Raw genomic sequence first — 21,159 nt, forward strand, 5'->3', positions numbered from 1 at the left:
ATCGTGGATTTCCGGGGGCGTAGCACTCTCACGGCCTATCAGCAGGACATCTGGGCGGCGAATTCTCTCTTCCCCGACCTCCCGCAGTTCAACTGTTTCATCGCGGACCGATTCACCGGCGAGGTTGACGTCGATCTGCTCAAGGAGTGCTTACGCCGTGCGGTCGACCGCAATGACGCGTTCCAGCTCCGGATCGACCCCGAAGACGGGACTCCGAGCCAGTGGGTCGAGCACGAGACGTTCGACATACCGACGATCGACCTGTCCGGAACTGACGCGCCGCGTGCGGCCTGTGAGGCGTGGATCAAGGATGCGTTCGACGTCGCGTTCGAGGTGGAACGTCGTCGGTTGTTCACGATCGCAGTGCTCAAAGAAGGCGAGGACACCGTCCATGCCTACGTCAAGGTGCATCACATCGTTGCGGACGCCTGGGGCCTGAACCTGTTCATGTCCCAGGTACGCGCCGAGTACGACCAGGTGCGGCGGACCGGGAGGTTCGACGACCGGCCCGTGCCGTCCTACTTGGACTTCGCCGACGACGAGCGCCGCTACCGGGATTCGGCCGACCATGGTGAGGACCGCGAATTCTTTCAGGAGCAGTTGAAGGGCGTCGCACCGGCCTTCTTCCGCCGCGCCGCACCGGCCGGATCGCGGGGAAGCGCCCGTCATAGCTTCCTGATCGAGCGCTCTCTCATCGAACGCATACGTGAGCGTGGGCATTCGGTCTTCGCGTTCGTCGCGAGCGCCTTCTCCGTCTATCTCTCCCGGATCCACGGCAGCGACGAGGTCGTTCTGGGCGTACCGCTGCTGAACCGGCCCACTGACGGGCAGAAGCGGACCGTCGGGCATTTCGCCAACACGCTGCCCCTGCGGGTGAACCCGCGCAAGGACCTCTCGATGAGCGAACTGGTCGCAGAAGTGCAGTCCGCCACCCGGGCGCTCAAACCCCACGAGCGATTCTCCTTGGGCGACTTGTTGCGCGCGGTTCCGCTCCAGGACAGCGGCCGCAAGCGGCTGTTCGACACCACCATCGCTTACCTGCGCTGGCCGAGCCCGGTCGGTGTACAGGGCATGACGTATGAAACCGTCGTGCAGGCTCGGGCCCATGACGATGACGTACTGGCGGTCGTCGTGAACGAGCTGGACGATGTCAGTGACGTCCTGGTCGACATGGACTACGCCGTCGACGTCTTCGACGCGGATTTTCCCATCGAGTCGGTGGCCGCCCACCTGGAGGCGATCCTCAAGGGCGCTCTCGACCGGCCGGACCGTCCCCTGTCGGAGATATCCATGGTCGGCGCCGCAGAGCGCGCCGCCCTGGTCGCAGTGGGCAGCGGTCCGGTGACCGACTACACGCGGGACTCCACGGTCCATGCTCTCTTCGAGAAGCAGGCGGCCAGGACGCCGAACGCGGTGGCCGTCATGGCGGAGGATCCCGCCGATTCGCTCACCTTCGCCCAGTTGGACGCCTGGGCGAACCACGTCGCACACCAGTTGCAGGGCGACGGCGTGGCCACCGGTGACCGAGTGGCCGTGGCGGTCGAGCGCGGCCCGCAACTGGTCGTTGCGGTGCTGGGGGCGCTCAAGGCGGGCGCCGCGTATGTACCGGTCGACCCGAGCCATCCCGTGGAACGGATCAGGTTCCTGCTGACCGACAGTGGGGCCAAGTCCGTACTGCTGGGCACCACCGTGTCCGAGCGAGTGGTGGGCGACACCGTAGCTGTGCGCCGCCTGGAAGCCGCCCCGAGCGCTGGGCCCGCGCCGCTCGTGCCTGCCGGCGGCCCGCACGATCTCGCATACGTCATCTACACCTCGGGGTCCACGGGGCAGCCCAAGGGCGTGCAGGTCGAGCATCGGTCCGTGGTGAACCGGCTGGAGTGGATGCAGCGCGGCTATCCGGTCGGCTCCGGCGACGTTCTGCTGCAGAAGACACCGGCGACCTTCGACGTTTCGGTGTGGGAGCTGTTCTGGTGGTCGATCACCGGTGCCGGACTCGCACTCCTCCCGCCCCGGGGCGAACGCGATCCCCGCGCCATCCTCACGACGATGCAGGCGCACCGGGTGAGCGTGGCCCACTTCGTGCCCTCGATGCTCGGTCCCTTTCTCGATCTGCTCGAAGAGGCCCCGGCGCTGCTGGACGGGATCACCTCCCTGCGCCTGGTCTTCTGCAGCGGTGAGGCGCTGACGCCCGCACACGTGCACCGGTTCAACCAGGTCTTCGCGGCGGCCGGCACCTCGGCGCCACAGCTCGTCAATCTCTATGGTCCGACCGAGGGGACGGTCGACGTCACGTACTACGACTGTCCGGCGGACCCGGCCGACGAACCGCGGCGCGTACCGATCGGACGGCCCATCGACAACACCCGGCTCTACGTGGTCGGTGCTCACGGCGACCTCCAGCCCACCGGAGTTCCCGGTGAGTTGTTCATCTCAGGCGTCGGCGTGGCACGCGGCTACCTGGGCCGGCCCGATCTGGACGCCGCAGCGTTCGTCGACGACCCGTTCACTCCGGGCGAGCGGATGTACCGTACCGGGGACCGCGCGCGATGGCTCGCGGACGGCACCCTCGAGTACCTGGGCAGGCTCGACGACCAGGTCAAGATCCGCGGAAACCGGGTGGAACTCGGCGAGGTCCGCAACCACCTGACGGCCTTGGCCGGCGTCAGGGACGCAATCGTGGTGGACCGGACCACGCCGTCCCGAGGCGCCCATCTGGTGGGCTACTACGTGGCGGACGAGGGAGTGCAGCTCACTGATCTCCGGTCCCAACTACTGGACGCCCTACCGGAGTTCATGGTTCCCGCATTCTTCATGCGGATTGACTCGATACCCCTCACGGCGAACGGGAAGGCAGACCGCAGCAGGCTGCCCGCCCCCGCCGTCGAAGCGGATGCCGGAGCCGCAGCACCCGCCAACGAGATCGAGGCGAAGATTGCGGCGGCTTGGGCGGTGGTGCTGGGAACCGAGGAGATCGGCGTCGACCAGGACTACTACTCCCTGGGCGGCGACTCGATCCTGATGCTTCGCATCCAGGCCGAGGCACGCCGCGCGGGCATCCACTTCACACTGGCCGACATGGTCCGCAACCCCACCGTGGCGGCGCTCGCCGCCCGCGCGACCACTTCGTCACCGGACGTGCGGGACGCACCGCTGGAGCCGTTCGCGCTGGTGTCCGGAGTCGACCGCGCCCGACTGGCGGACTTGGCGGACGCCTACCCGGCGACGCGGCTGCACCTCGGCCTGCTCTACCACAGCCGGGAGCACGAGAGGACGGCCGTGTACCACGACGTCTTCCGCTACTCCCTCAAGACGGCCTGGAACGAGAAGGCGCTACGCAGTGCCTTCGACGACCTGGTTCGACGCCACCCTGTGATGCGCTCCGCGTTCGACCTCGGCGGATACTCCGAGCCCCTGCAACTCGTTCACCGGGAGGCCGTCGGTGGGCTGGAGATCGCAGATCTGCGGAAGCTCGGTGACCAGGAGGCGCAGGCCGAGATCGCCCGGCACATCGAGGAGCGGAGGTACCACGCATACCGGCTGGACAGGCCGCCGCTCTACCTCTTCCGCGCGCACGTCCTGAACAACGACACCGTGGAGCTGGTGTTCAGCTTCCACCACGCGATACTGGATGGCTGGAGCGTCGCCACCCTCGTTCGCGAACTGCTGCAGGACTACCTCCACCACGCCGGCCGTCCTGTCGAAGCCGTCCCGTCCGGACAACTGCCGTCTCCCGCCCTCTACGTACGCGAGGAACGGCGGGCCCTCGCCTCCGACGAGACCAAGCGGTACTGGCAACGGCTGCTCACCGGCGTCGAACTGGCCCAGATCGACGGACTGAGGCCCCACGAGCCCGCAGGCAGCGAGGGCGTCATCCACCACCAGGTGGAACTGCCGGACGGCCTCGGCACAGAGCTGCACCACCTGGCGCGCACCCACGCCCTGCCCGTCAAATCCCTGCTGCTTGCTGCCCACTGCCTGACCCTGCGGCTGTTCTCCGACACACGGGACATCACCACCGGTCTCGTCACCGGCGGGCGGCCGGAGGAGGCCGACGCCGAGAGGATCACCGGGCTCTTCCTTGAGACACTGCCGCTGCGCCTCGACACCCAGCCGCGCAGCTGGATCGACTCGGCGCGTGAGGTTTACCAGCAGGAGCAGGACAGCCACCCCCACCGTCACTACCCGCTCAGCGCGATCCAGGAGGACCGCGGTGGCGACGTCATCTTCGAGACGGCCTTCAACTACGTCAACCCGCACGTCCTCAGCTCGCTCTTCGAGGGCCCCGACATGGAGCTGACCGACTTCAGGACGTGGGAGGAGACGAACTTCAAGATCCTGGTCAACGCGGTCATCGACCCGGTGGACGAACGCCTCTGGCTGCGCATGGACTGCGACGGGCGCACCTTCTCCGCGTCGCAGGTGGAGAGCATCGGTCAGACGTACCTGGCCATCCTCCGGCAGATGACCGAACACCCCGAGGAGCCGGCCGATTTCGCCTTCCTGTGCGTTTCGCCGACCGAGGCGGTACTGCGGACCGGCGCTGAGCCCCGCACCCCTGGGGAGCCTCCCAAGAACGTCGTACGGCGCATCGACGAGCACGTCGCAGCCACCCCGGACGCGATTGCAGTCTCCTGTGGAACACGGCAGTGGACATACGCCCAGCTCGACGAGGCGGCGAATCGAATCGCCCAAGGCCTGATCGGCGCCGGAGCACGGCCCGGATCGACCGTCGGCATCGCCATGGACCGCTCTCCCGAGACACTGGCCACTGTCCTGGGCGTCGGGAAGGCAGGCGCCACCTGTGTCCCGCTCGACGTGAGCTATCCGCCGGCCAGGCTCGCGGCGATGGTCGCGCAGGCCGATCCGGTACGGATCCTCACGCACGAGGCGCACGCGCACCTCTTTGAGGAGTCCTCGCGGCTGTTGTACGTCGCCGACCTGCTCGCCGCAGAGCCGGCGCCCGGGGGCGAGCCGGAACTGCCGGACATCACCGGCGAGACCGTCGCCTACCTGCTCTTCACCTCCGGATCCAGCGGCGAACCCAAGGGAGTCGAACTCCCGCACCGCGTGCTCGCCAACTACCAGGAGTGGCAGATCCCCTCGGCCAGCGGAGCGGCCGGAGGCAAGACCCTCCAGTTCGCACCGCTCAGCTTCGACGTGGCGTTCCAGGAGATCTACTCCACGCTGTGCGGCGGCGGCACCCTGCAGCTGCTCGCCGAGGACGAGCGGAAGGACATGCCGGCCCTGCTGCGGCTTCTGGACCGCGAGGAGGTGGAGCGGGTCTTCATGCCCTACGTCGCGCTCCAGCAGCTCGCAGAGACGTCCCAGGCGCTGGGCATCCGCCCCGCTGCCCTGCGGGTGGTCATCTCCTCCGGAGAGCAGCTGAGGATCACCGACGAGATCCGCCAGTTCTGTGCGGCGCGGCCGGACACGGTCCTGGAGAACCAGTACGGACCCACCGAGACCCACCTGCTGACCCATCACACGATGACCGGTGACCCGGCCCTCTTCCCCGACCTGCCGCCCGTCGGCGTGCCCGTGGACGGCATCGAGCTGCACCTGCTCGACGGCCTGATGCGGCCGGTGCCGCCGGGCGCGAAGGGCGAGATCTACGTCGGAGGGTTATGCCTGGCCCACGGCTACCGCAACCGCCCCGACCTGACCGAGCAGCGGTTCGTACCGGACCCGTCCGGTGAGCCGGGCGCCCGTCTGTACCGCACGGGCGACCTGGCCAGGGTCATGCCCGACGGCAACCTCGTCTGGCTCGGCCGCGTCGACTCCCAGGTGAAGGTGCGCGGCTTCCGGGTCGAGCTGGCCGAGGTGGAACTCGCGATCGCCAAGCTCGCCGAGGAGCAGGCCGCGTCCGGTATCCGCGAGGTGGCGGTGGTGTCCCGGCGCCGGGAGAGCGGAGACGCGTTCCTCGCGGCGTTCCTCGTCGGCGACACCGACGTCGTGGACCTGGACGAGGTGCGCAGCCGACTGCGCGCGGTGCTGCCGGACTACATGATGCCCGCGCACCTGGAGTGGCTGGCGAGCCTGCCCCTGACGCCCAGCGGCAAGCGGGACGACGCGCTGCTGCGCCGCATGCCGCTGGCCGCGCCGTCGTCGGACGCCACCCCGCCCGCCGACGAGCACGAGAAGGCACTGGTGGGCATCCTGGCGGAACTGCTGGAACTGCCCACGGTGGGCGTGCGGGACAACTTCTTCGACATCGGAGGCACCTCACTGACCGCGATGCGGCTGGTGATGACGATCGAGAAGCGCTACGGCGTCAACGTCCCGCTCTCCGCGTTCGTCGCCGCCCCGACCGTCGCCGGTCTGGCACAGCACCTGCGGGGCAGCGGCTCCGCGGCCCGGTTCGACCCGGTCGTGCCGATCCGCACCGAGGGCGACAAGCCGCCGCTGTTCCTGGTCCACCCGCTGGGCGGCCATGTGCTGTGCTACGTACGCCTCGCCCGTCACCTGCCGCAGGACCAGCCGGTCTACGCGCTCCAGGCGTCGGGGACCGTGGCGGGCACCGAGCCCCTCAGCTCGATCCCCGAGATGGCGGCGGGCTACCTGGAAGCCGTGCGGCGCGTGTGCCCCGAAGGGCCCTACGTGATCGGAGGGTGGTCCTTCGGCGGCTTCATCGCCTTCGAGATGGCGCGACAGCTGCGGCGCAGCGACCCGGACGCCCTGCACGGCACCGTGCTGATCGACCCGATCGCCGTCAAGCAGGGGGAGCGGCCCGACGTCGCCGACCACTCGCTGCTGGAATGGTTCTTCTGGGAGCTGCTGTGGATGGAACGCGGCGGCACCGCACCGGTGGTCTCGCTGCCGGACGGCCTGGAGGAGGAGGCGAAGTTCGACTTCATCGTCGAACACGCCACACAGGCGGGCGTCCTGCCGGCGGGCAGCTCACGCACCACCGTGCGCCGCCTGTTCGAGATGTTCAGGGCGCACTGGCAGGCGATCCTCACCTACCAGCCCGAACCGGTCGACGGGGACGTGGTGCTGCTCCGTGCGACCTCGGAACTGCCGGAGATCCTCCAGCCGATGCACGGGGCCGCGCAGAGCCTGCACACGGACCCCACCAACGGCTGGGGCGACCTGACCACGGGACGGCTCCAGGTGGTCGACGTCCCCGGTGACCACCTGGTGCTCCTGGAGGAACCGCACGTGAACGTCGTCGCCGAGAAGGTGGCTCAGGTGATGACGGCCGGCCAACCGGGCCGGAGGCGGCCGTCGAAGAGGAGTGGGAAATGACGCAGCACCCCCCGCGCAAGGCTCTTGTCATCGGAGCGGGCATCGGCGGCCTCGCAGCCGCCGCGACACTGCGCCGCGCAGGCGTCGAGGTGCAGGTCTTCGAGCGGGCTCCCGAGCTGCGCCCGGGCACCACGGCGGTGTCGTTGATGTGCAACGCAGTCCTGGCGCTGCGCACCCTCGACATCGACATCGCCCCGGGGCTCGACAAGCGCGGCGAGGTCTTCGACGAGCTCAAGTTCCTCACCCGGCGCGGCCGTCCGATCAGGGCCCTTCCGTTCCGTGAGGTCTCGGACCGGCTGGGGGCCTCGAACTACGCCGTACACCGGGCCGACCTCCAGCAGACGCTGCTGGACGCGCTCGGGGACGAGAGCGTCATCGAATTCGGTGCCACGGCAGCCGGGTTCGTCAGCGGCGAGGACGGGGTCGAAGTCACCTTCGAGGACGGCAGGACCGCCTCGGGCGACTTCCTGATCGGGGCGGACGGCTTCAACTCGGCGATTCGCAGGCAGGTGGCGGGCGCCGACGAACCGCGGCCCGGCAACTACGCGTGCTGGCTGGCCACGGTGCCCTTCACGCACCCGCGGATGAGCAAGGGCTACGCAGCGCACTACTGGGGGCGTGGACAGCGTTTCGGCCTCGCCGACATCGGCCGTGGCCGCGCCTACTGGTGGGCGACGAAGAACGTGCCCCCGGGCGCCTCCGGACACCTGCGGCGCGGCAAGGAAGGGCTCGCGGGCCTCTTCGCGGGCTGGGCCGACGAAGTGCGGGAGGCGATCCGTACCACCCCCGAGGAATCGATCGTCCGCATCACCGCCCAGGACCGCCCGTTCCTCCAGCGGTGGGGCACCGGGCGCACGACCCTGCTCGGCGACGCGGCCCACCCGATGCTCGTGAGTCTGGGCCAGGGGGCGGCGCTGGCCATCGAGGACGCCGTCGTCCTCGCCCAGCACCTGCGCGCGACAGCGGACCCGGTCGCGGCGCTGCGCGGCTACGAGGACGAGCGCAGGCCGCGGACGGAGGGACTGGTCGCCGCGGCCCGTGCGTTGAGCGAGACCGAGCAGCTGGAGGACCTCTTTCCCGCCCTGACGCGCGACCTCTACTTTCGGTTCGCACCGCTGTCCAAGCTCACCAGCCAGAATGAAGCGGTCCTCACCTGGCCCCCACTGGGCTGACCACACCCCATGACCGCTGATGGCCGACCCGCGGGTGGGCATACACGTGCCCACCCGCGGCCGCACCGGTATCCCCGCTCTTCGTAGGAGCACATCATGGATCTTTCCCATCCGCTGTTCACCCTTGACCCGTTCGCCGCCGACGCCCGAGCGGAAGCCAAGCGGTTGCTTGAGGCCGGACCCGTCGTACCGGTCGACGTGGTCGGTGTGCCCGTCTGGGCAGTCACCCGCCACGCCGTCGCCCAACAGATTTTTGAGGACCCGAGCTTCTCGATGAACAGCAGCAACTTCGGAGCGCTGCAGCGCGGTGAAGTCCCCGCAGGCTGGCCCCTGATGAAGATCATCACCGCCCAGTACATGGGCACCGCTGATGGGACCGAGCACCGGCGGCTGCGCAACCTGGTGTCCCCGGCGTTCACTGCGCGCCGGGTCGAGGCCCTGAGGCCGCAGATCCAGCGGATCGTCGACGACCTGCTGGAACGGCTCGCCGCCGCGCCCGCGCACGAGGCGACCGACCTCAAGGAGGCGTTCGCCGTCCCGCTGCCGATGGGGGTGATATGCGAGCTGTTCGGCGTGCCCGACGAGCAGCACGCCCCGCTGCACTCCCTGTGCCAGGCGCTCTTCGACAGCACCGAACAGCCGACGGAGGTGACCGCCACTGAGGAGGCGCTCTACCGCTTCATGGCCGAACTGGCCGCGAGCAAGGCCGCCGATCCTGGCGACGACCTCACCTCCGTGCTGGTCGAGCAGCACACCAGCGGTTCCATCACCCACGACGAACTCGTCGGCACCCTCATTCTGGTGCTGACCGCCGGACACCATACGACCATCAACTTCTTCACCAACTCCCTCCTCGCTCTCATGACGCACCCCGAGCAGCTGGCGCGGGTGCGTGCCGGCGAGGTGTCGTGGCATTCGGTGACTGAATCGGTGCTGGCCTGGGACTCGCCGGTCAACCAGGGTGCGTTCCGGTACCCGGCGCGGGACATCGAGCTCGGGGGGGTGCTGATCCGCGCCGGCGAGCCGATAATGATGTCGTACGTGTCTCTGGGGCATGACCCCGCCCAACACGGTCCGCTTGCCACGTCGTTCGACGTCGCGCGTGACACCCGTCACCTGTCCTTCGGGCACGGCCCGCACTTCTGCGTGGGCGCGCCGCTGGCCCGCCTCGAGGCGCACATAGCGCTCCCGGCGTTCTTCGACCGCTTCGACGCCGAACTGGCCGTCCCCAGGGACGAGGTCGAACCGTTCCACTCGTTGGCACTCAACGGCGTCCGTGCCGTCCCCGCCATCATCCGGCCACGTCAGGAGGCTGTGGCTGGTGGCTGACTTCGATCCGCAGCCGGTCGCTCTCATCACCCCCGAGGGCCTGCCGGTGGACCACCCGCCGTTCGACGTCACGCTGTCATCGGAGGAACTGACCGAACTGTACGAATGGATGGTCGTCACCCGCGCCGTAGACGCGGAGTTCGTCAACCTCCAGCGGCAGGGACAGCTGGCCCTGTACCCCTCGTGCAGGGGACAGGAAGCGGCCCAGGTCGGCTGCGCCGCCGCCCTGCGCCGCGACGACTGGCTCTTCCCGCAGTACCGCGAGCTCGGCCTGTTCCTGATGCGCGGGATTCCCGCCTCCGCGGTCGGTGCGGTGTGGCGCGGTACCTGGCACGGCGGCTGGGGCTTTCCCGAGCACGCCTGCGCGGCGATGTCCATCCCCATCGGTACGCACGCCCTGCACGCCGTCGGGGCGGCCATGGCGGCGCCCAGGCTCGGCGAGGACTCCGTGACCGTCGCCTTCATCGGGGACGGCGCGACGAGTGAGGGAGACGTGCACGAGGCGCTGAACTTCGCCGCCGTGAAGGCGGCACCGTGTGTGTTCTACATCCAGAACAACCAGTGGGCGATCTCCGTGCCCCTCTCCGAGCAGACACGGGCCCCCTCCCTCGCGCACAAGGCCGTCGGTTACGGCATGCCGGGGGTACGAGTCGACGGAAACGACGTCCTCGCCTGCTGGGCGGTGACCGAACAGGCCGCCGCTCGGGCCAGGTCGGGCGGCGGACCGACCCTCATCGAGGCGGTCACCTACCGGCTCGCTCCGCACACCACCTCCGACGACCCGACCCGGTACCGCACACAGGACGAGGTCGACCACTGGGAGCGGCTCGACCCCCTGCCCCGCTACCGGCGCTACCTCACCCACCGGGGCCTGTGGCACGAGGAGGTCGAGGACCGTGCACGGGACAGGGCGGCCCGGATGTGCGCCGAGCTGCGGGACGGCGTGTTCGACGCTCCCGACGTGCCGCCCAGCGAGTTGTTCGCCCACGTACTGCACGAGCCGACGAAGGACCTGCTGGAGCAGTCCGGGCAGCTGCTCGCCGAACTGTCCCGGAAGGAGTGAGCCGTGGCGGCGACCATGGTGGAAGCGATCAACACGGCGCTGCGCGAGGCCATGGCCGAGGACGAGCGAGTCGTCGTCTTCGGCCAGGACGTGGCTCGCCAGGGCGGAGTCTTTCGGGTGACCGAGGGCCTCGCCGAGCGGTTCGGCCCCCAGCGCTGCTTCGACACACCGCTCGCTGAGTCGGCGATCGTCGGAGTGGCCCTGGGCATGGCGATGCGGGGGCTGCGTCCGGTGCCCGAGATCCAGTTCGACGGGTTCACCTATCCCGCACTGGACCAGATCGTCAGCCACCTGGCCAAGTACCGCAACCGCACCCGCGGCCAGCTCTCGGTGCCCGTGACGCTGCGCGTCCCGTCCTTCGGCGGCATCGGCGCGGTGGAGCACCACTCGGAGTCCACCGAGACGTTCTGGGCGCACACGGCGGGGCTGCGGGTGGTGACGCCCGCCACGGCTGCGGACGCCCATGCCCTGCTCCGGCAGTCCATCGACTGTGACGACCCGGTGATCTTCCTTGAGCCCAAGCGGCGCTACTGGCAGAGCGGTGACGCGACGGCCGAAGTGCCCACGGCGGGCTTGGGGCAGGCACTCGTCCGCCGCAGCGGTACGGACGTCACGGTGGTCGCCTACGGCGGCACCGTCGGCACCGCGCTCGACGCCGCGGAGACCGCCCGGCGCGAGTACGGCTGGGAGCTGGAAGTGGTCGACCTGCGCTCCCTGGCCCCCCTCGACTTCCCTGCGATCGCCGCCTCGGTGTCCCGCACCGGGCGCTGCGTCGTGCTGCACGAGGGCCCGCGCACCCTGGGACTGGGAGCGGAGATCGCGGCCAGGGTGCAGGAGGAACTGTTCTGGGACCTGGAGGCCCCCGTGCTGCGGGTCACGGGATTCGACACTCCGTATCCACCCGCACGATGGGAGAAGGCATGGCTTCCGGGCGTCGACCGGTTGCTCGACAGCATCGACCGGTCCTTCGGGTACAGCCATGACTGACGCCGCGGACCGCACGATCCGGGAGTTCCTCGTGCCCGACCTGGGCGAGGGGCTGCTCGACGCGACCATCGTCGAATGGCTGGTGGTGCCGGGGGACACCGTCACCGTCAACCAGCCGCTGTGCGTCCTGGAGACAGCCAAGGCCGAGGTGGAGATCCCGTCCCCGTACGCCGGGACCGTCGTGGAACGGCGCGGCGAGTCGGGACAGACCCTGCCGGTGGGCACACCGCTGATCTTCATCGACAGCGGGGCGCCCGCGGGCACCGGCAGGGGGCTGGGCGTCGCTGCGGACCCAGGTGCGGCCACGAGTGCCGGGCCGGACACGGCCGTCGGCGCGGTCAGCGCCGACCGTACCGGCGCTGATTCGGGACCGGTGCTCGTCGGATACGGCACGCGGGCAGGGACGGACACCGGGCGGCGCGCGGTCCGCAGACGCCCCGCTCCCCGCCGTTCGCCGTCCACTGTGCCGACCGACACCGGGCGCCCCCGCGCCAAGCCGCCCGTACGGCATCTCGCCCGCAGGCTCGGGGTGGACCTGGCCGCGCTGGGCGCCGGCTCGGGTCCGGAGGGAACCATCACCCGCACGGACGTCCACGCGGCGGCGGCTTCCCTCACCACGGGGACTGCCGGGGACGGCGGGAGCGACTCCGGGACACGTTCGATCCCCGTGCGCGGCATCCGCGCACGCACGGCAGCACACATGGAGCGTGCACGCCGGGAGATCCCGGACGCCCACTGCTCCCTCGTCGTCGACTTCTCCCGCCTGCTTGTCCTGCGCGACAGGCTGCGCGCGCAGGACGCCGAGCACGCCGCCACGCCCTTCGCCCTCCTGCTGCGGCTCCTGACGCTCACTCTGCGCGAACACCCCAGGCTCAACGCCACGTATGTCCAGGACGGCCCCGAGGTCCGTACGTACGACGCAGTGCACCTGGGCATCGGCGCGGCCACACCGCGCGGCCTGGTCGTGCCCGTGGTGCGCGACGCCCAGGACCTGTCGACTGTGCGGCTCGCCCAGGAGGTGGCGCGGCTGGCGGACGGGGCGCGCGTGGGCACACTCACCCCCCGCGAGCTGACCGGCTCCACCTTCACGGTCTCCAACTTCGGCGCACTCGGCCTGGACGAGGGCGTGCCGGTCGTCAACCACCCTGAGGCGGCGATCCTCGGCGTGGGGTCCATCCGTCCCCGCCCCCACGTCGTGGACGGCGACCGGCTCGTTGTACGGCCCACTGCGAAGCTCACCTGCGCGTTCGACCACCGGGTGTGTGATGGCGCCGAGGCCGCGGCCTTCCTCACCGCACTGGGCGCACTCGTGGAGGACCCCGACACCATCCTGCTGCGGCTGTGAGCGGGCACCCCCGTGCCCACTCCTGTTCATGACTCCCGACTCCCTGCACCCGAGGAAAGGACACCACCACAGTGCCGTCGGCACAGCCCCTGCCGCCCACGCGCCCGCGCCTGCGCAGGGCCGATCGCATCCAGAACTTCCGCCCGTCCGTCTTTACCGAAACCCGCGAGCTCGCCGAGCGGTATGGTGCGATCGACCTGGGCCAGGGCGCACCCGGGCTGAGCGCCCCCCGCGCCCTCCTGGACGACGCCATGGCGGCCATCGCCGAAGGGCACAACCAGTACCCGCCCGCAGCGGGCCTGGCCGAGCTGCGGCGGGCGATAGCAGACAGCCGGTTGCGTCGCTCCGGAATCCGTTACGACGCCGACCGCGAGGTCGTCGTCACCGCCGGAGCGACCGAGGCCGTCACAGCGGCCCTGCTGGCACTGTGCAACCCCGGGGACGAGGTCCTCACCCTTGACCCCTGCTACGACGCCTACGAAGCCGCCGCCTCGCTGGCGGGCGCCCGGCTCGTCGCCGTCCCGCTGGCGACGGAGGGCGACCGGTTCTGCCTGGACGAGGCCGCGCTGCGGGCGGCGGTCACCCCGCGCACCCGGTTGCTGCTGCTCAACTCACCGCACAACCCCACGGGCAAGGTCTTCACCGCTGCGGAACTCGCCGCCGTGGCCCGGGTGTGCCTGGACCACGAACTGACCGCCGTCACGGACGAGGTCTACGAACACCTCGTGTACGACGGGGCCGGGCACCACTCGCTCGCCTCGGTCCCCGGCATGCGGGAGCGCACCCTGGTGGTCTCGTCCGCGGGCAAGACGTTCAACGTCACCGGTTGGAAGGTCGGCTGGGCCTGCGGACCGGACAGGCTGGTGGAAGCTGTCCTCTCCGTCAAGCAGTTCCTCACCTTCGCCTCCGGCACGCCGTTCCAGCTCGCCGTGGCGCGCATGCTCGGCGACGAGGAGGCGTGGACGGCGGAGCTGCGCAGCACGCTGCAACGCCACAGGGACCTGCTGCGCACCGGTCTCGAACAGGCCGGACTGCGCACCTATCGCTGCGAAGGCGGGTACTTCCTCCAGGCGGACGTACGGGGAGCCGGCTATCTGGACGGGACGCGGTTCTGCCGGGACCTTCCCGCGCGCGCGGGTGTAGCGGCCATTCCCTGTTCCGCATTCCGCCACAGCCCACAGAACCCGCACACCGACCGTCTCGTGCGCTTCTCCTTCTGCAAGCCTGCGGACGTGGTGCGCGAAGCCACCTCGCGACTGACCGGGAAGTGGCAGGCCTGACCCGCCGGGCGGACTGACCCCGCCGGCTCTTCTTGTGTACGAACCCTCTCACTTAAGGACCGCCGAAGACCATGGACCATCGCCTCACCCTCGAGCACGAGGAACTGCGCCGCACCGTCGCCGAGTTCGCCCATGACGTGGTGGCCCCGAAGATCGGGGATCTGTACGAGCGCCACGAGTTTCCGTACGAGATCGTGCGGGAAATGGGACGGATGGGGCTGTTCGGGCTGCCGTTCCCGGAGGAGTACGGAGGGATGGGCGGGGACTACCTGGCCCTGGGGATCGCGTTGGAGGAGCTGGCGCGGGTGGACTCCTCGGTGGCGATCACGCTGGAGGCGGGTGTCTCGCTGGGGGCTATGCCGGTGTTCCGTTTCGGGACTGAGGAGCAGAAGCGGCAGTGGCTGCCGAAGTTGTGTGCGGGGGAAATGCTGGGGGCGTTCGGGCTGACGGAGCCGGAGTGCGGTTCGGATGCGGGCGGGACGCGGACGACGGCGGTGCGGGACGAGGCGACGGGTGAGTGGGTGATCAACGGGTCGAAGTGCTTCATCACCAACTCGGGTACGGACATCACGGGCCTGGTGACGGTGACGGCGGTGACGGGTCGCAAGCCGGACGAGCGGCCGCTGATCTCGTCGATCATCGTGCCGTCCGGGACGCCGGGGCTCACGGTGGCGGCGCCGTATTCAAAGGTGGGCTGGAACGCGTCGGACACGCGTGGGCTGTCGTTCTCGGACGTGCGGGTGCCGGGTGGGAATCTGCTGGGTGAGGAGGGGCGTGGGTACGCGCAGTTCCTGCGGATCCTGGACGAGGGGCGGGTGGCGATCGCGGCGCTGGCGACGGGGTTGGCGCAGGGGTGTGTGGACGAGTCGGTGAAGTACGCGCGTGAGCGTCGCGCGTTCGGGCGCCCGATCGGTGATTACCAGGCGATTCAGTTCAAGATCGCGGACATGGAGATGCGGGCCCACATGGCGCGGGTGGGCTGGCGGGACGCGGCGTCGCGGTTGGTGCGGGGGGAGTCGTTCAAGAAGGAGGCGGCGGTGGCGAAGCTGTACTCCTCGACGGTGGCGGTGGACAACGCGCGTGAGGCGACGCAGATCCATGGTGGGTACGGGTTCATGAACGAGTACCCGGTGGCGCGGATGTGGCGGGACTCCAAGATCCTGGAGATCGGCGAGGGCACGAGCGAGGTCCAGCGCATGCTAATCGCGAGGGAACTGGGCCTCCCGGCCTGAGTTCTCGCAGGCCGCAGTGCAAGGTCACCGCAACGCTCTCTTGCACCTCGGCGACGTACTGAGCGAGACGGGGAGACCGACGAGGCGGCGACATCTTGGCGGCTGGCGGCCGACGCCGGAGCTACCACGGCGGCCATCGCGCTCGCCACGGTCCTCACCAGTCATGCTGACCGCCCTTGCCTTCGCACCGTCCTGCAAAGAGCGGCGGACACAGGCGACGGCGATCCGGCCTTGCTGCTCGCAGCCCTGGACGGCGGATCCTGGGCGAGACATCGGCCAGCAGGGTCCGTCTGCCGGGGGCCTCGACCCAGCTACGACGCTCATGCCACATGCAGGGTCCGCCCAGGAGGCTGCTGGGCCGTGACGCTCGTTTGACGCTCCAGCCCCGGCCCCCCGACGTTCAGAAGCCGGAAAATCCTCCTGACCTGCGCATTCTTCGGCAACTCAAAATCGTACTTGTTTCCGATGACGCATCATGTGGAGTGCGTGGCGATCCTTGAGCCCGCGGACAAGGCCGACTGACCTGCGGTTTCAGGCCGTGTGCGTCATGTGCGTTACAAGCGATATCTTGACCCACATGACGCTCGCCCTGATGGGTCGTCATCCATGCTGAGATGCAGGTCAGGCGTCGCTGAAGGCGGCTGTTCCCCGGGGATTGTGCCGGTAAAGCGCTCGCCTGCTGTCCGCGATGTTCCGGTATTGGCGGGATCGGCTATCCGGTAACGCCCCCAACCGCGCGGCAGCCGCAGGCCGCGCGGCAGCATCAGGGCTCAAGCCCACACAGCCCTTCGGCTGAGAGAGCCGCGAGCCATGAGCATCAGTCACGGCAAGTGTGCCCCCCCTTCAGCTGCAGGGTCAGAGTCGGAGGGGGCCGTGGAGCTCGGCGAGCCGGTCGGTCAGGCGCAGTTTCTCGGAGTAGTCGACAGGGCAGGCGATCACGGACACGCCGTCGTCGTGCAGCGCGCGCCGCAGCGTCGGCAGCAGTTCACCGGCGGCCTTGATGTAGTGGCCGCGTGCGCCGAAGCTCTCGGCGTAGGTGACGAAGTCCGGGTTGGTGAAGCGGGCATGGCTGTGGCATCCGAGTTCGAGCTCCAGCACCTCGGCTACACCATCCCGACGCATCCCGACGCATCCCGACGCGGGTTGGATCGGCGAGGCCGGACCCGGGACTGTCGTACCTCGACCCCGGGTCCGGCGGGCCCGAGAACGAGTTCACCAACCGCAACACCACCTTCAGGACCTGGAACCTGATGCACCTCGCTGCCAAGCTCAAGCAGGCGGGCGGCATTCCGGCGCACGGCAACCGGCGCGCCGAGTGGGACGCCGACTGCCGCTTCGGCTACCCGAATCCCGGACACCGCTGAGAAGCGGCGGACGGCCCGGCCGGCGCACCATGAAGGCATGGACGACGCCCGCCTGATCCGTGCCGCAGTCTGCCGACCATTGGTGCGGTTCAGAAAGACCTCCGCAAGACCGGTCGTTCGCGCGTGTACGACCGGCCCCGCGGTCCGCTGCGGATGATGCCGTCTACGCCGGCGTGAGAGCCGGCAGCGACAGCGGGGACTGCTGTTTCTCCGACTGCAACTGGCCTCCCGTCGGCAACCACTCGCTCTACGACTGGAGAACCAGGTAACCGTCCGAATAGGGGAGCGCCTTCGCGCGCGGTAGATGCACCAGGAATTCCTCGATCGCAGGAACCCCGTCCTCTCGCGGCACCTTCGCCTTCATGGGCTGGCCGGCCACGTCGATCTCGAGCACGCGCTGAGGGCCGTGGTCCTGGACACCGCGAAGCCTGGCGGCAAAGGTGTTTGGCCCGGGTTCCGTGACGACCTTGACGTACTCGGGCCGGATTCCCACCTGGACCTCGCTGGTGCTCCCCGGGATGTCCCACGCCACGGCCAGGGTCCGGCCTCCGAGGGTGAACTCCTGGTGCGCCCGGTCCAGGGTGAGGAAGTTCATGGCCGGTGAGCCGATGAAGTAGCCGACGTATGCTGATGAGGGTGCCTCGAAGAGCTGCTCCGGAGTGCCCTGCTGCATGGCCTGGCCGTCCCTCATGACCAGCACTTCCTGCGCAACGCTCATGGCTTCGTACTGGTCGTGGGTAACGTAGATCACCGTGGGCTGGAACTGCTCGGTGATCTCACGGATCTTCCGCCTCAAAGAGTGCTTCAGCTGCGGATCGATGACGGTCAGGGGCTCGTCCATCAGCACGGCCGCCACGTCGTCACGGACAAGGCCACGGCCGAGCGAGATCAGCTGCTTGTCGTCCGCGGTGAGCCGCCGGGCGGGCTGCCCCAACCGGTCGTCCAGGTCCAGCGCCTCCGCCACCTGATGGACCTTGGCATCGATCCTTGCCTTGTCCCACCGGCGGCACTGCAGCGGGAAGGCGAGGTTCTCGTACACCGTCATCGAGTGGTAGATGACGGGGAACTGGAAGACCTGGGCGATGTTGCGCGCCTTAGTCGGCAGAGCCGTGACGTCGACGCCGTCGAACAGGACCTGGCCCTGTGACGGTTTGACCAGCCCGGACAGGATGTTCAGCAGCGTCGTCTTGCCGCAGCCCGACGGTCCCACCAGTGCGTACGTCTTGCCGGCCTCGAAGGTCAGCCTCAGTGGCTTGAGGGCCCACTGCTTCTCTTCGGCGCCGGGCGTGTAGCTGTGCCCGACGTCGACGATGTCCAACTGCGCCATCTCAACGCCCTCCCACTGAAACAAGATCGTACGAAGGTGTCCGCACGAGCGAGCCCTTCTCGTCGAAGGCGTACAGCCGCTCGGGGCGTAGCCGGAGTTTCACAAGGTCACCGAGAGCGACGTCATGGATGCCCTCGATCTGTATGACGAACGGAGTCTTGCCGACAGCCGCGTGAACGAAGGTCTCGGAGCCGGAGATCTCCACGAAGGTGACCGCGCCCTCGACACCGGCGGAGGCCAGGCTGACATCCGTTGCCCGCAGGCCGAACTGGTAGGCACCGTCGGGCAGTTGGGCGAGATGCGCGGATACGTGCGTGGCCTGGAAGCCGGCCACCGTGACCTGACCCCCCTCGATCCGGCCAGGGAAGATGTTCATGGGCGGGTCGTTGATGATGGATGCCACGGTGGTCGTCGCCGGGCGCTCGAAGACCTCCTGCGGGGGGCCGACCTGGAGGATCCGTCCCTCGTGCATGACCAGCACCACGTCACCGAGCATCATCGCCTCGGCGGGCTCGGTCGTCGTATAGACCACTATCGTGTCGCCCTGGTCCGAGAAGAGGGTCTTGAACTCGTCGCGCAGCTGTTCGCGCAGTTTGTAGTCGAGGTTGGCCAGTGGCTCGTCGAGCAGGAGAATTCCCGTGCCGCGTGCGAGGGCGCGCGCCACGGCGACGCGTTGCTGCTGTCCGCCGGAGAGCTGCGACGGCTTGCGCCGCTCGAAGCCGGTCAGGCCGACAAGCGCCAGGCTTTTGCTGACCCGTCGTTGGATCTCGTCCCGTGACAGCCCCTGGCGCCGGAGCGGGAAGGCCACGTTGCCGAACACGCTGAGATGTGGGTAGTTGATGAACTGCTGGTAGACCATGGCGGTGTCGCGCCGCCAGACCGGCGTTCTCATGAGGTCGGCTCCGTCCCTGGTCAGGGAGCCGGAGTCAACCTCCTGCAGGCCGGCCAGGGCCCGCAGCAGCGTCGTCTTTCCCGCCATGGTCCGGCCGATGACAGTGTGGAGCCGTCCCGGTTCAAACGTTGCGGTCACGCTCTTGAGATGGTCGACGCCATCGACGGTCAGGCTCAGATCAGTGGCACTCAGGGTCATCGGACTGCTCCCGACAGGTTGCCTTTTGACAGATAGCGCTCCACCCAGATGGCGAGCAGGACCAGCGGCGCCACACCGAACAGGGCAGCCGCGGACAGGGTCCACCAGGGCGGGATGGACGAGTTGAGGGCGACGACCGCCTGGGGCAGAGTCTGGACCTCGGTGAAGGTCAGCCTGAAGGCGAAGAAGAAGTCGTTCCAGCCGAACACCGCGCAGAACATCGCGGCCACGGTCAGCCCGGGCAGGGAGTTCGGCAGGATCGCCCGCACGAAGGTCTGCAACGGCCCGCATCCGTCGAGCATGGCCATCTCGTCGATCTCACGCGGGATGCCGTTGAAGAAGTCCACCATCACCCACACCGCGATCGGCAGCAGCAGGGCGACCGTCACGATGACCAGTCCCGCGATGGTGTCCAGGAGGCCCGCCCACTGCAGCAGATAGAAGAAAGGGATCACCAGGACGACGGGCGGCATGATCCGTTGTGACACGAAGAAGAAGACGATGTCGCTGTTCTTGATAAAGCCGATCTTGAACCGGTAGCGGGACAACGCGTAGGCGGCCAGGGATCCGAGAACGAGGCTGATGGCCGAGGCGGCGATGGTGACGATGGCACTGTTGAGGAAGGGCTGGATCACATCGATGCCACCGGCTCCGCCAAATATGTTGCGCCAGCCGGTGGCGGTGGGCTGGTACTGGATCCAGGGAAGATATGTGGCGCCGCCCTGCACTGCGTTGGCGTCCTTGAAACTGGTCGTCATGGCCCAGAAGAACGGACCCGCGACGAAGCAGGCCCACAGTGCGATCACGGTGTATTTGAATACGGGGTAAAGGCGTGGCCTCATGAGTGCCCCTTCAGCTTGAGGGCTCTGGTGAGCATGGCGGCGACAACGGTGAGCGTGACGATCATCAGGACCAGGTAGGTGAGGGACATCGCCCCGCTGTAGCCGGTCTGCTGATCCCGCAGCCCCTGGATGTAGAGGTAGTAGCCCGGAGTCTCCGTGGAGGAGCCCGGCCCCCCGGAGGTCAGCACGTAGACGCTGTCGGAGAGTTTGGAGGCCTCGATCAGCCGGATGATGACCGCCGCGACCGACACCGGCGCCATGAGCGGGAAGGTCACCTTCCAAAAGGTGCGCCACACGTCGGCGCCGTCGATCGCGGCGGCCATGAACGGTTCCTTGGGAAGGCTCAGCAGGCCGGCCAGCAGCAGCAGGAACATGAACGGGGTCCATTGCCAGACCTCGACGGTCATCAGCGCGACCAGCGCCGGCCCGGACTCGGTGAGCCAGGCAACCTTGGTCAGGCCCAGCATCCCGAGTAGATCGTTCAGTGGCCCCAGCGACTCGTGGAAGATCATCTGCCAGATGGCGGCCATCACGACGGGAGTGGTCATCATGGGGACGAGGAACAGCACCCGCCAGAACCTGCGGCCGCGTACGTCGCGCCAGACGAGCAGGGCCATGCCGAACCCAACGACGTACTGGATCAGGACGGTGCCGCCCGCCAGCAGGATCAGGCGCATGATCGCGGACCAGAAGCGGCTGTCGTGCAGCATCGCGGCGTAGTTGGCCCCTGCGATGAAGTCCATCTGAGGGCTGCTGACGTTCCAGCCGGAGAAGCTGACGCGGATGGTGAACAGAAGAGGGAAGATGATGATCAGTAGGAGTGTGAGCAGTCCTGGGAGCAGGAACATGCTCTTGTGCCGGCGCAGGCCGTACATGGTTCTCC

General features: G+C 68.7%; 13 protein-coding genes and 1 pseudogene. 9 read left to right on the plus strand and 5 right to left on the minus strand.

What is annotated here, in order from left to right; all coding sequences use genetic code 11:
* The first annotated feature begins 3 nt into the window (after positions 1 to 3).
* From J7E87_RS06020 to J7E87_RS06055, 8 genes are all read left to right on the plus strand, one after another.
* A complete protein-coding gene (locus J7E87_RS06020) occupies positions 4 to 7,245 on the plus strand; it encodes a non-ribosomal peptide synthetase (RefSeq protein ID WP_215090682.1) in 7,242 nt (2,413 codons plus the stop codon).
* Positions 7,242 to 8,417 (plus strand): FAD-dependent monooxygenase, encoded by a 1,176-nt coding sequence (locus J7E87_RS06025; protein ID WP_215090684.1) that lies wholly within the window; start codon positions 7,242 to 7,244, stop codon positions 8,415 to 8,417. Before J7E87_RS06020 ends, J7E87_RS06025 begins: the two co-directional genes overlap by 4 nt.
* 96 nt (positions 8,418 to 8,513) lie before the next feature.
* On the plus strand, positions 8,514 to 9,746 hold the full coding sequence (locus tag J7E87_RS06030) for a cytochrome P450 (protein WP_215090687.1): 1,233 nt from the start codon (positions 8,514 to 8,516) through the stop codon (positions 9,744 to 9,746).
* On the plus strand, positions 9,739 to 10,809 hold the full coding sequence (pdhA, locus tag J7E87_RS06035) for a pyruvate dehydrogenase (acetyl-transferring) E1 component subunit alpha (RefSeq protein ID WP_215090688.1): 1,071 nt from the start codon (positions 9,739 to 9,741) through the stop codon (positions 10,807 to 10,809). The genes J7E87_RS06030 and pdhA overlap by 8 nt, the downstream gene beginning before the upstream one ends.
* A gap of 3 nt (positions 10,810 to 10,812) precedes the next feature.
* Positions 10,813 to 11,796: an alpha-ketoacid dehydrogenase subunit beta gene (locus J7E87_RS06040; RefSeq protein WP_308312863.1), complete on the plus strand. Its 984-nt coding sequence runs from the start codon at positions 10,813 to 10,815 to the stop codon at positions 11,794 to 11,796.
* Positions 11,789 to 13,141 carry a dihydrolipoamide acetyltransferase family protein gene (locus J7E87_RS06045; RefSeq protein WP_215090690.1) on the plus strand — a complete coding sequence of 451 codons (1,353 nt, stop codon included), beginning with the start codon at positions 11,789 to 11,791 and terminating at the stop codon, positions 13,139 to 13,141. Before J7E87_RS06040 ends, J7E87_RS06045 begins: the two co-directional genes overlap by 8 nt.
* A 71-nt stretch (positions 13,142 to 13,212) precedes the next feature.
* Positions 13,213 to 14,421 carry an aminotransferase class I/II-fold pyridoxal phosphate-dependent enzyme gene (locus J7E87_RS06050; protein ID WP_308312864.1) on the plus strand — a complete coding sequence of 403 codons (1,209 nt, stop codon included), beginning with the start codon at positions 13,213 to 13,215 and terminating at the stop codon, positions 14,419 to 14,421.
* A 71-nt stretch (positions 14,422 to 14,492) separates the two neighbouring features.
* On the plus strand, positions 14,493 to 15,653 hold the full coding sequence (locus tag J7E87_RS06055) for an acyl-CoA dehydrogenase family protein (protein WP_215090692.1): 1,161 nt from the start codon (positions 14,493 to 14,495) through the stop codon (positions 15,651 to 15,653).
* Between the two features lie 855 nt (positions 15,654 to 16,508).
* On the opposite strand, the gene J7E87_RS06060 is transcribed toward J7E87_RS06055, so the two are convergent.
* Positions 16,509 to 16,775 carry a thiamine pyrophosphate-dependent enzyme gene (locus J7E87_RS06060; RefSeq protein WP_215090694.1) on the minus strand — a complete coding sequence of 89 codons (267 nt, stop codon included), beginning with the start codon at positions 16,773 to 16,775 and terminating at the stop codon, positions 16,509 to 16,511.
* Here J7E87_RS06060 and J7E87_RS06065 point away from each other — a divergent pair.
* A pseudogene (locus J7E87_RS06065) lies at positions 16,740 to 17,017 on the plus strand (flavodoxin family protein); the annotation flags it as partial. The gene J7E87_RS06060 and the pseudogene J7E87_RS06065 overlap by 36 nt on opposite strands.
* 247 nt (positions 17,018 to 17,264) lie before the next feature.
* Here the strand turns inward: J7E87_RS06065 and J7E87_RS06070 are convergent.
* The 4 genes from J7E87_RS06070 to J7E87_RS06085 are packed head-to-tail and all read right to left on the minus strand — an operon-like array spanning position 17,265 to position 21,151.
* Complete coding sequence (locus J7E87_RS06070) at positions 17,265 to 18,344, minus strand: ABC transporter ATP-binding protein (protein WP_215090696.1); 1,080 nt, start codon at positions 18,342 to 18,344, stop codon at positions 17,265 to 17,267.
* A gap of 1 nt (position 18,345) precedes the next feature.
* Complete coding sequence (locus tag J7E87_RS06075; protein ID WP_215090698.1) at positions 18,346 to 19,434, minus strand: ABC transporter ATP-binding protein; 1,089 nt, start codon at positions 19,432 to 19,434, stop codon at positions 18,346 to 18,348.
* Positions 19,431 to 20,276 (minus strand): carbohydrate ABC transporter permease, encoded by an 846-nt coding sequence (locus J7E87_RS06080; RefSeq protein ID WP_215090700.1) that lies wholly within the window; start codon positions 20,274 to 20,276, stop codon positions 19,431 to 19,433. Before J7E87_RS06080 ends, J7E87_RS06075 begins: the two co-directional genes overlap by 4 nt.
* The gene (locus J7E87_RS06085; RefSeq protein ID WP_215090702.1) at positions 20,273 to 21,151 is read right to left on the minus strand and encodes a carbohydrate ABC transporter permease; all 879 of its coding nucleotides are present in this window, start codon (positions 21,149 to 21,151) and stop codon (positions 20,273 to 20,275) included. Before J7E87_RS06085 ends, J7E87_RS06080 begins: the two co-directional genes overlap by 4 nt.
* Positions 21,152 to 21,159: the final 8 nt, after the last annotated feature.

It is taken from the genome of Streptomyces sp. ISL-1, from assembly GCF_018614585.1.
Classification (GTDB): Bacteria; Actinomycetota; Actinomycetes; order Streptomycetales; family Streptomycetaceae; genus Streptomyces; species Streptomyces maoxianensis.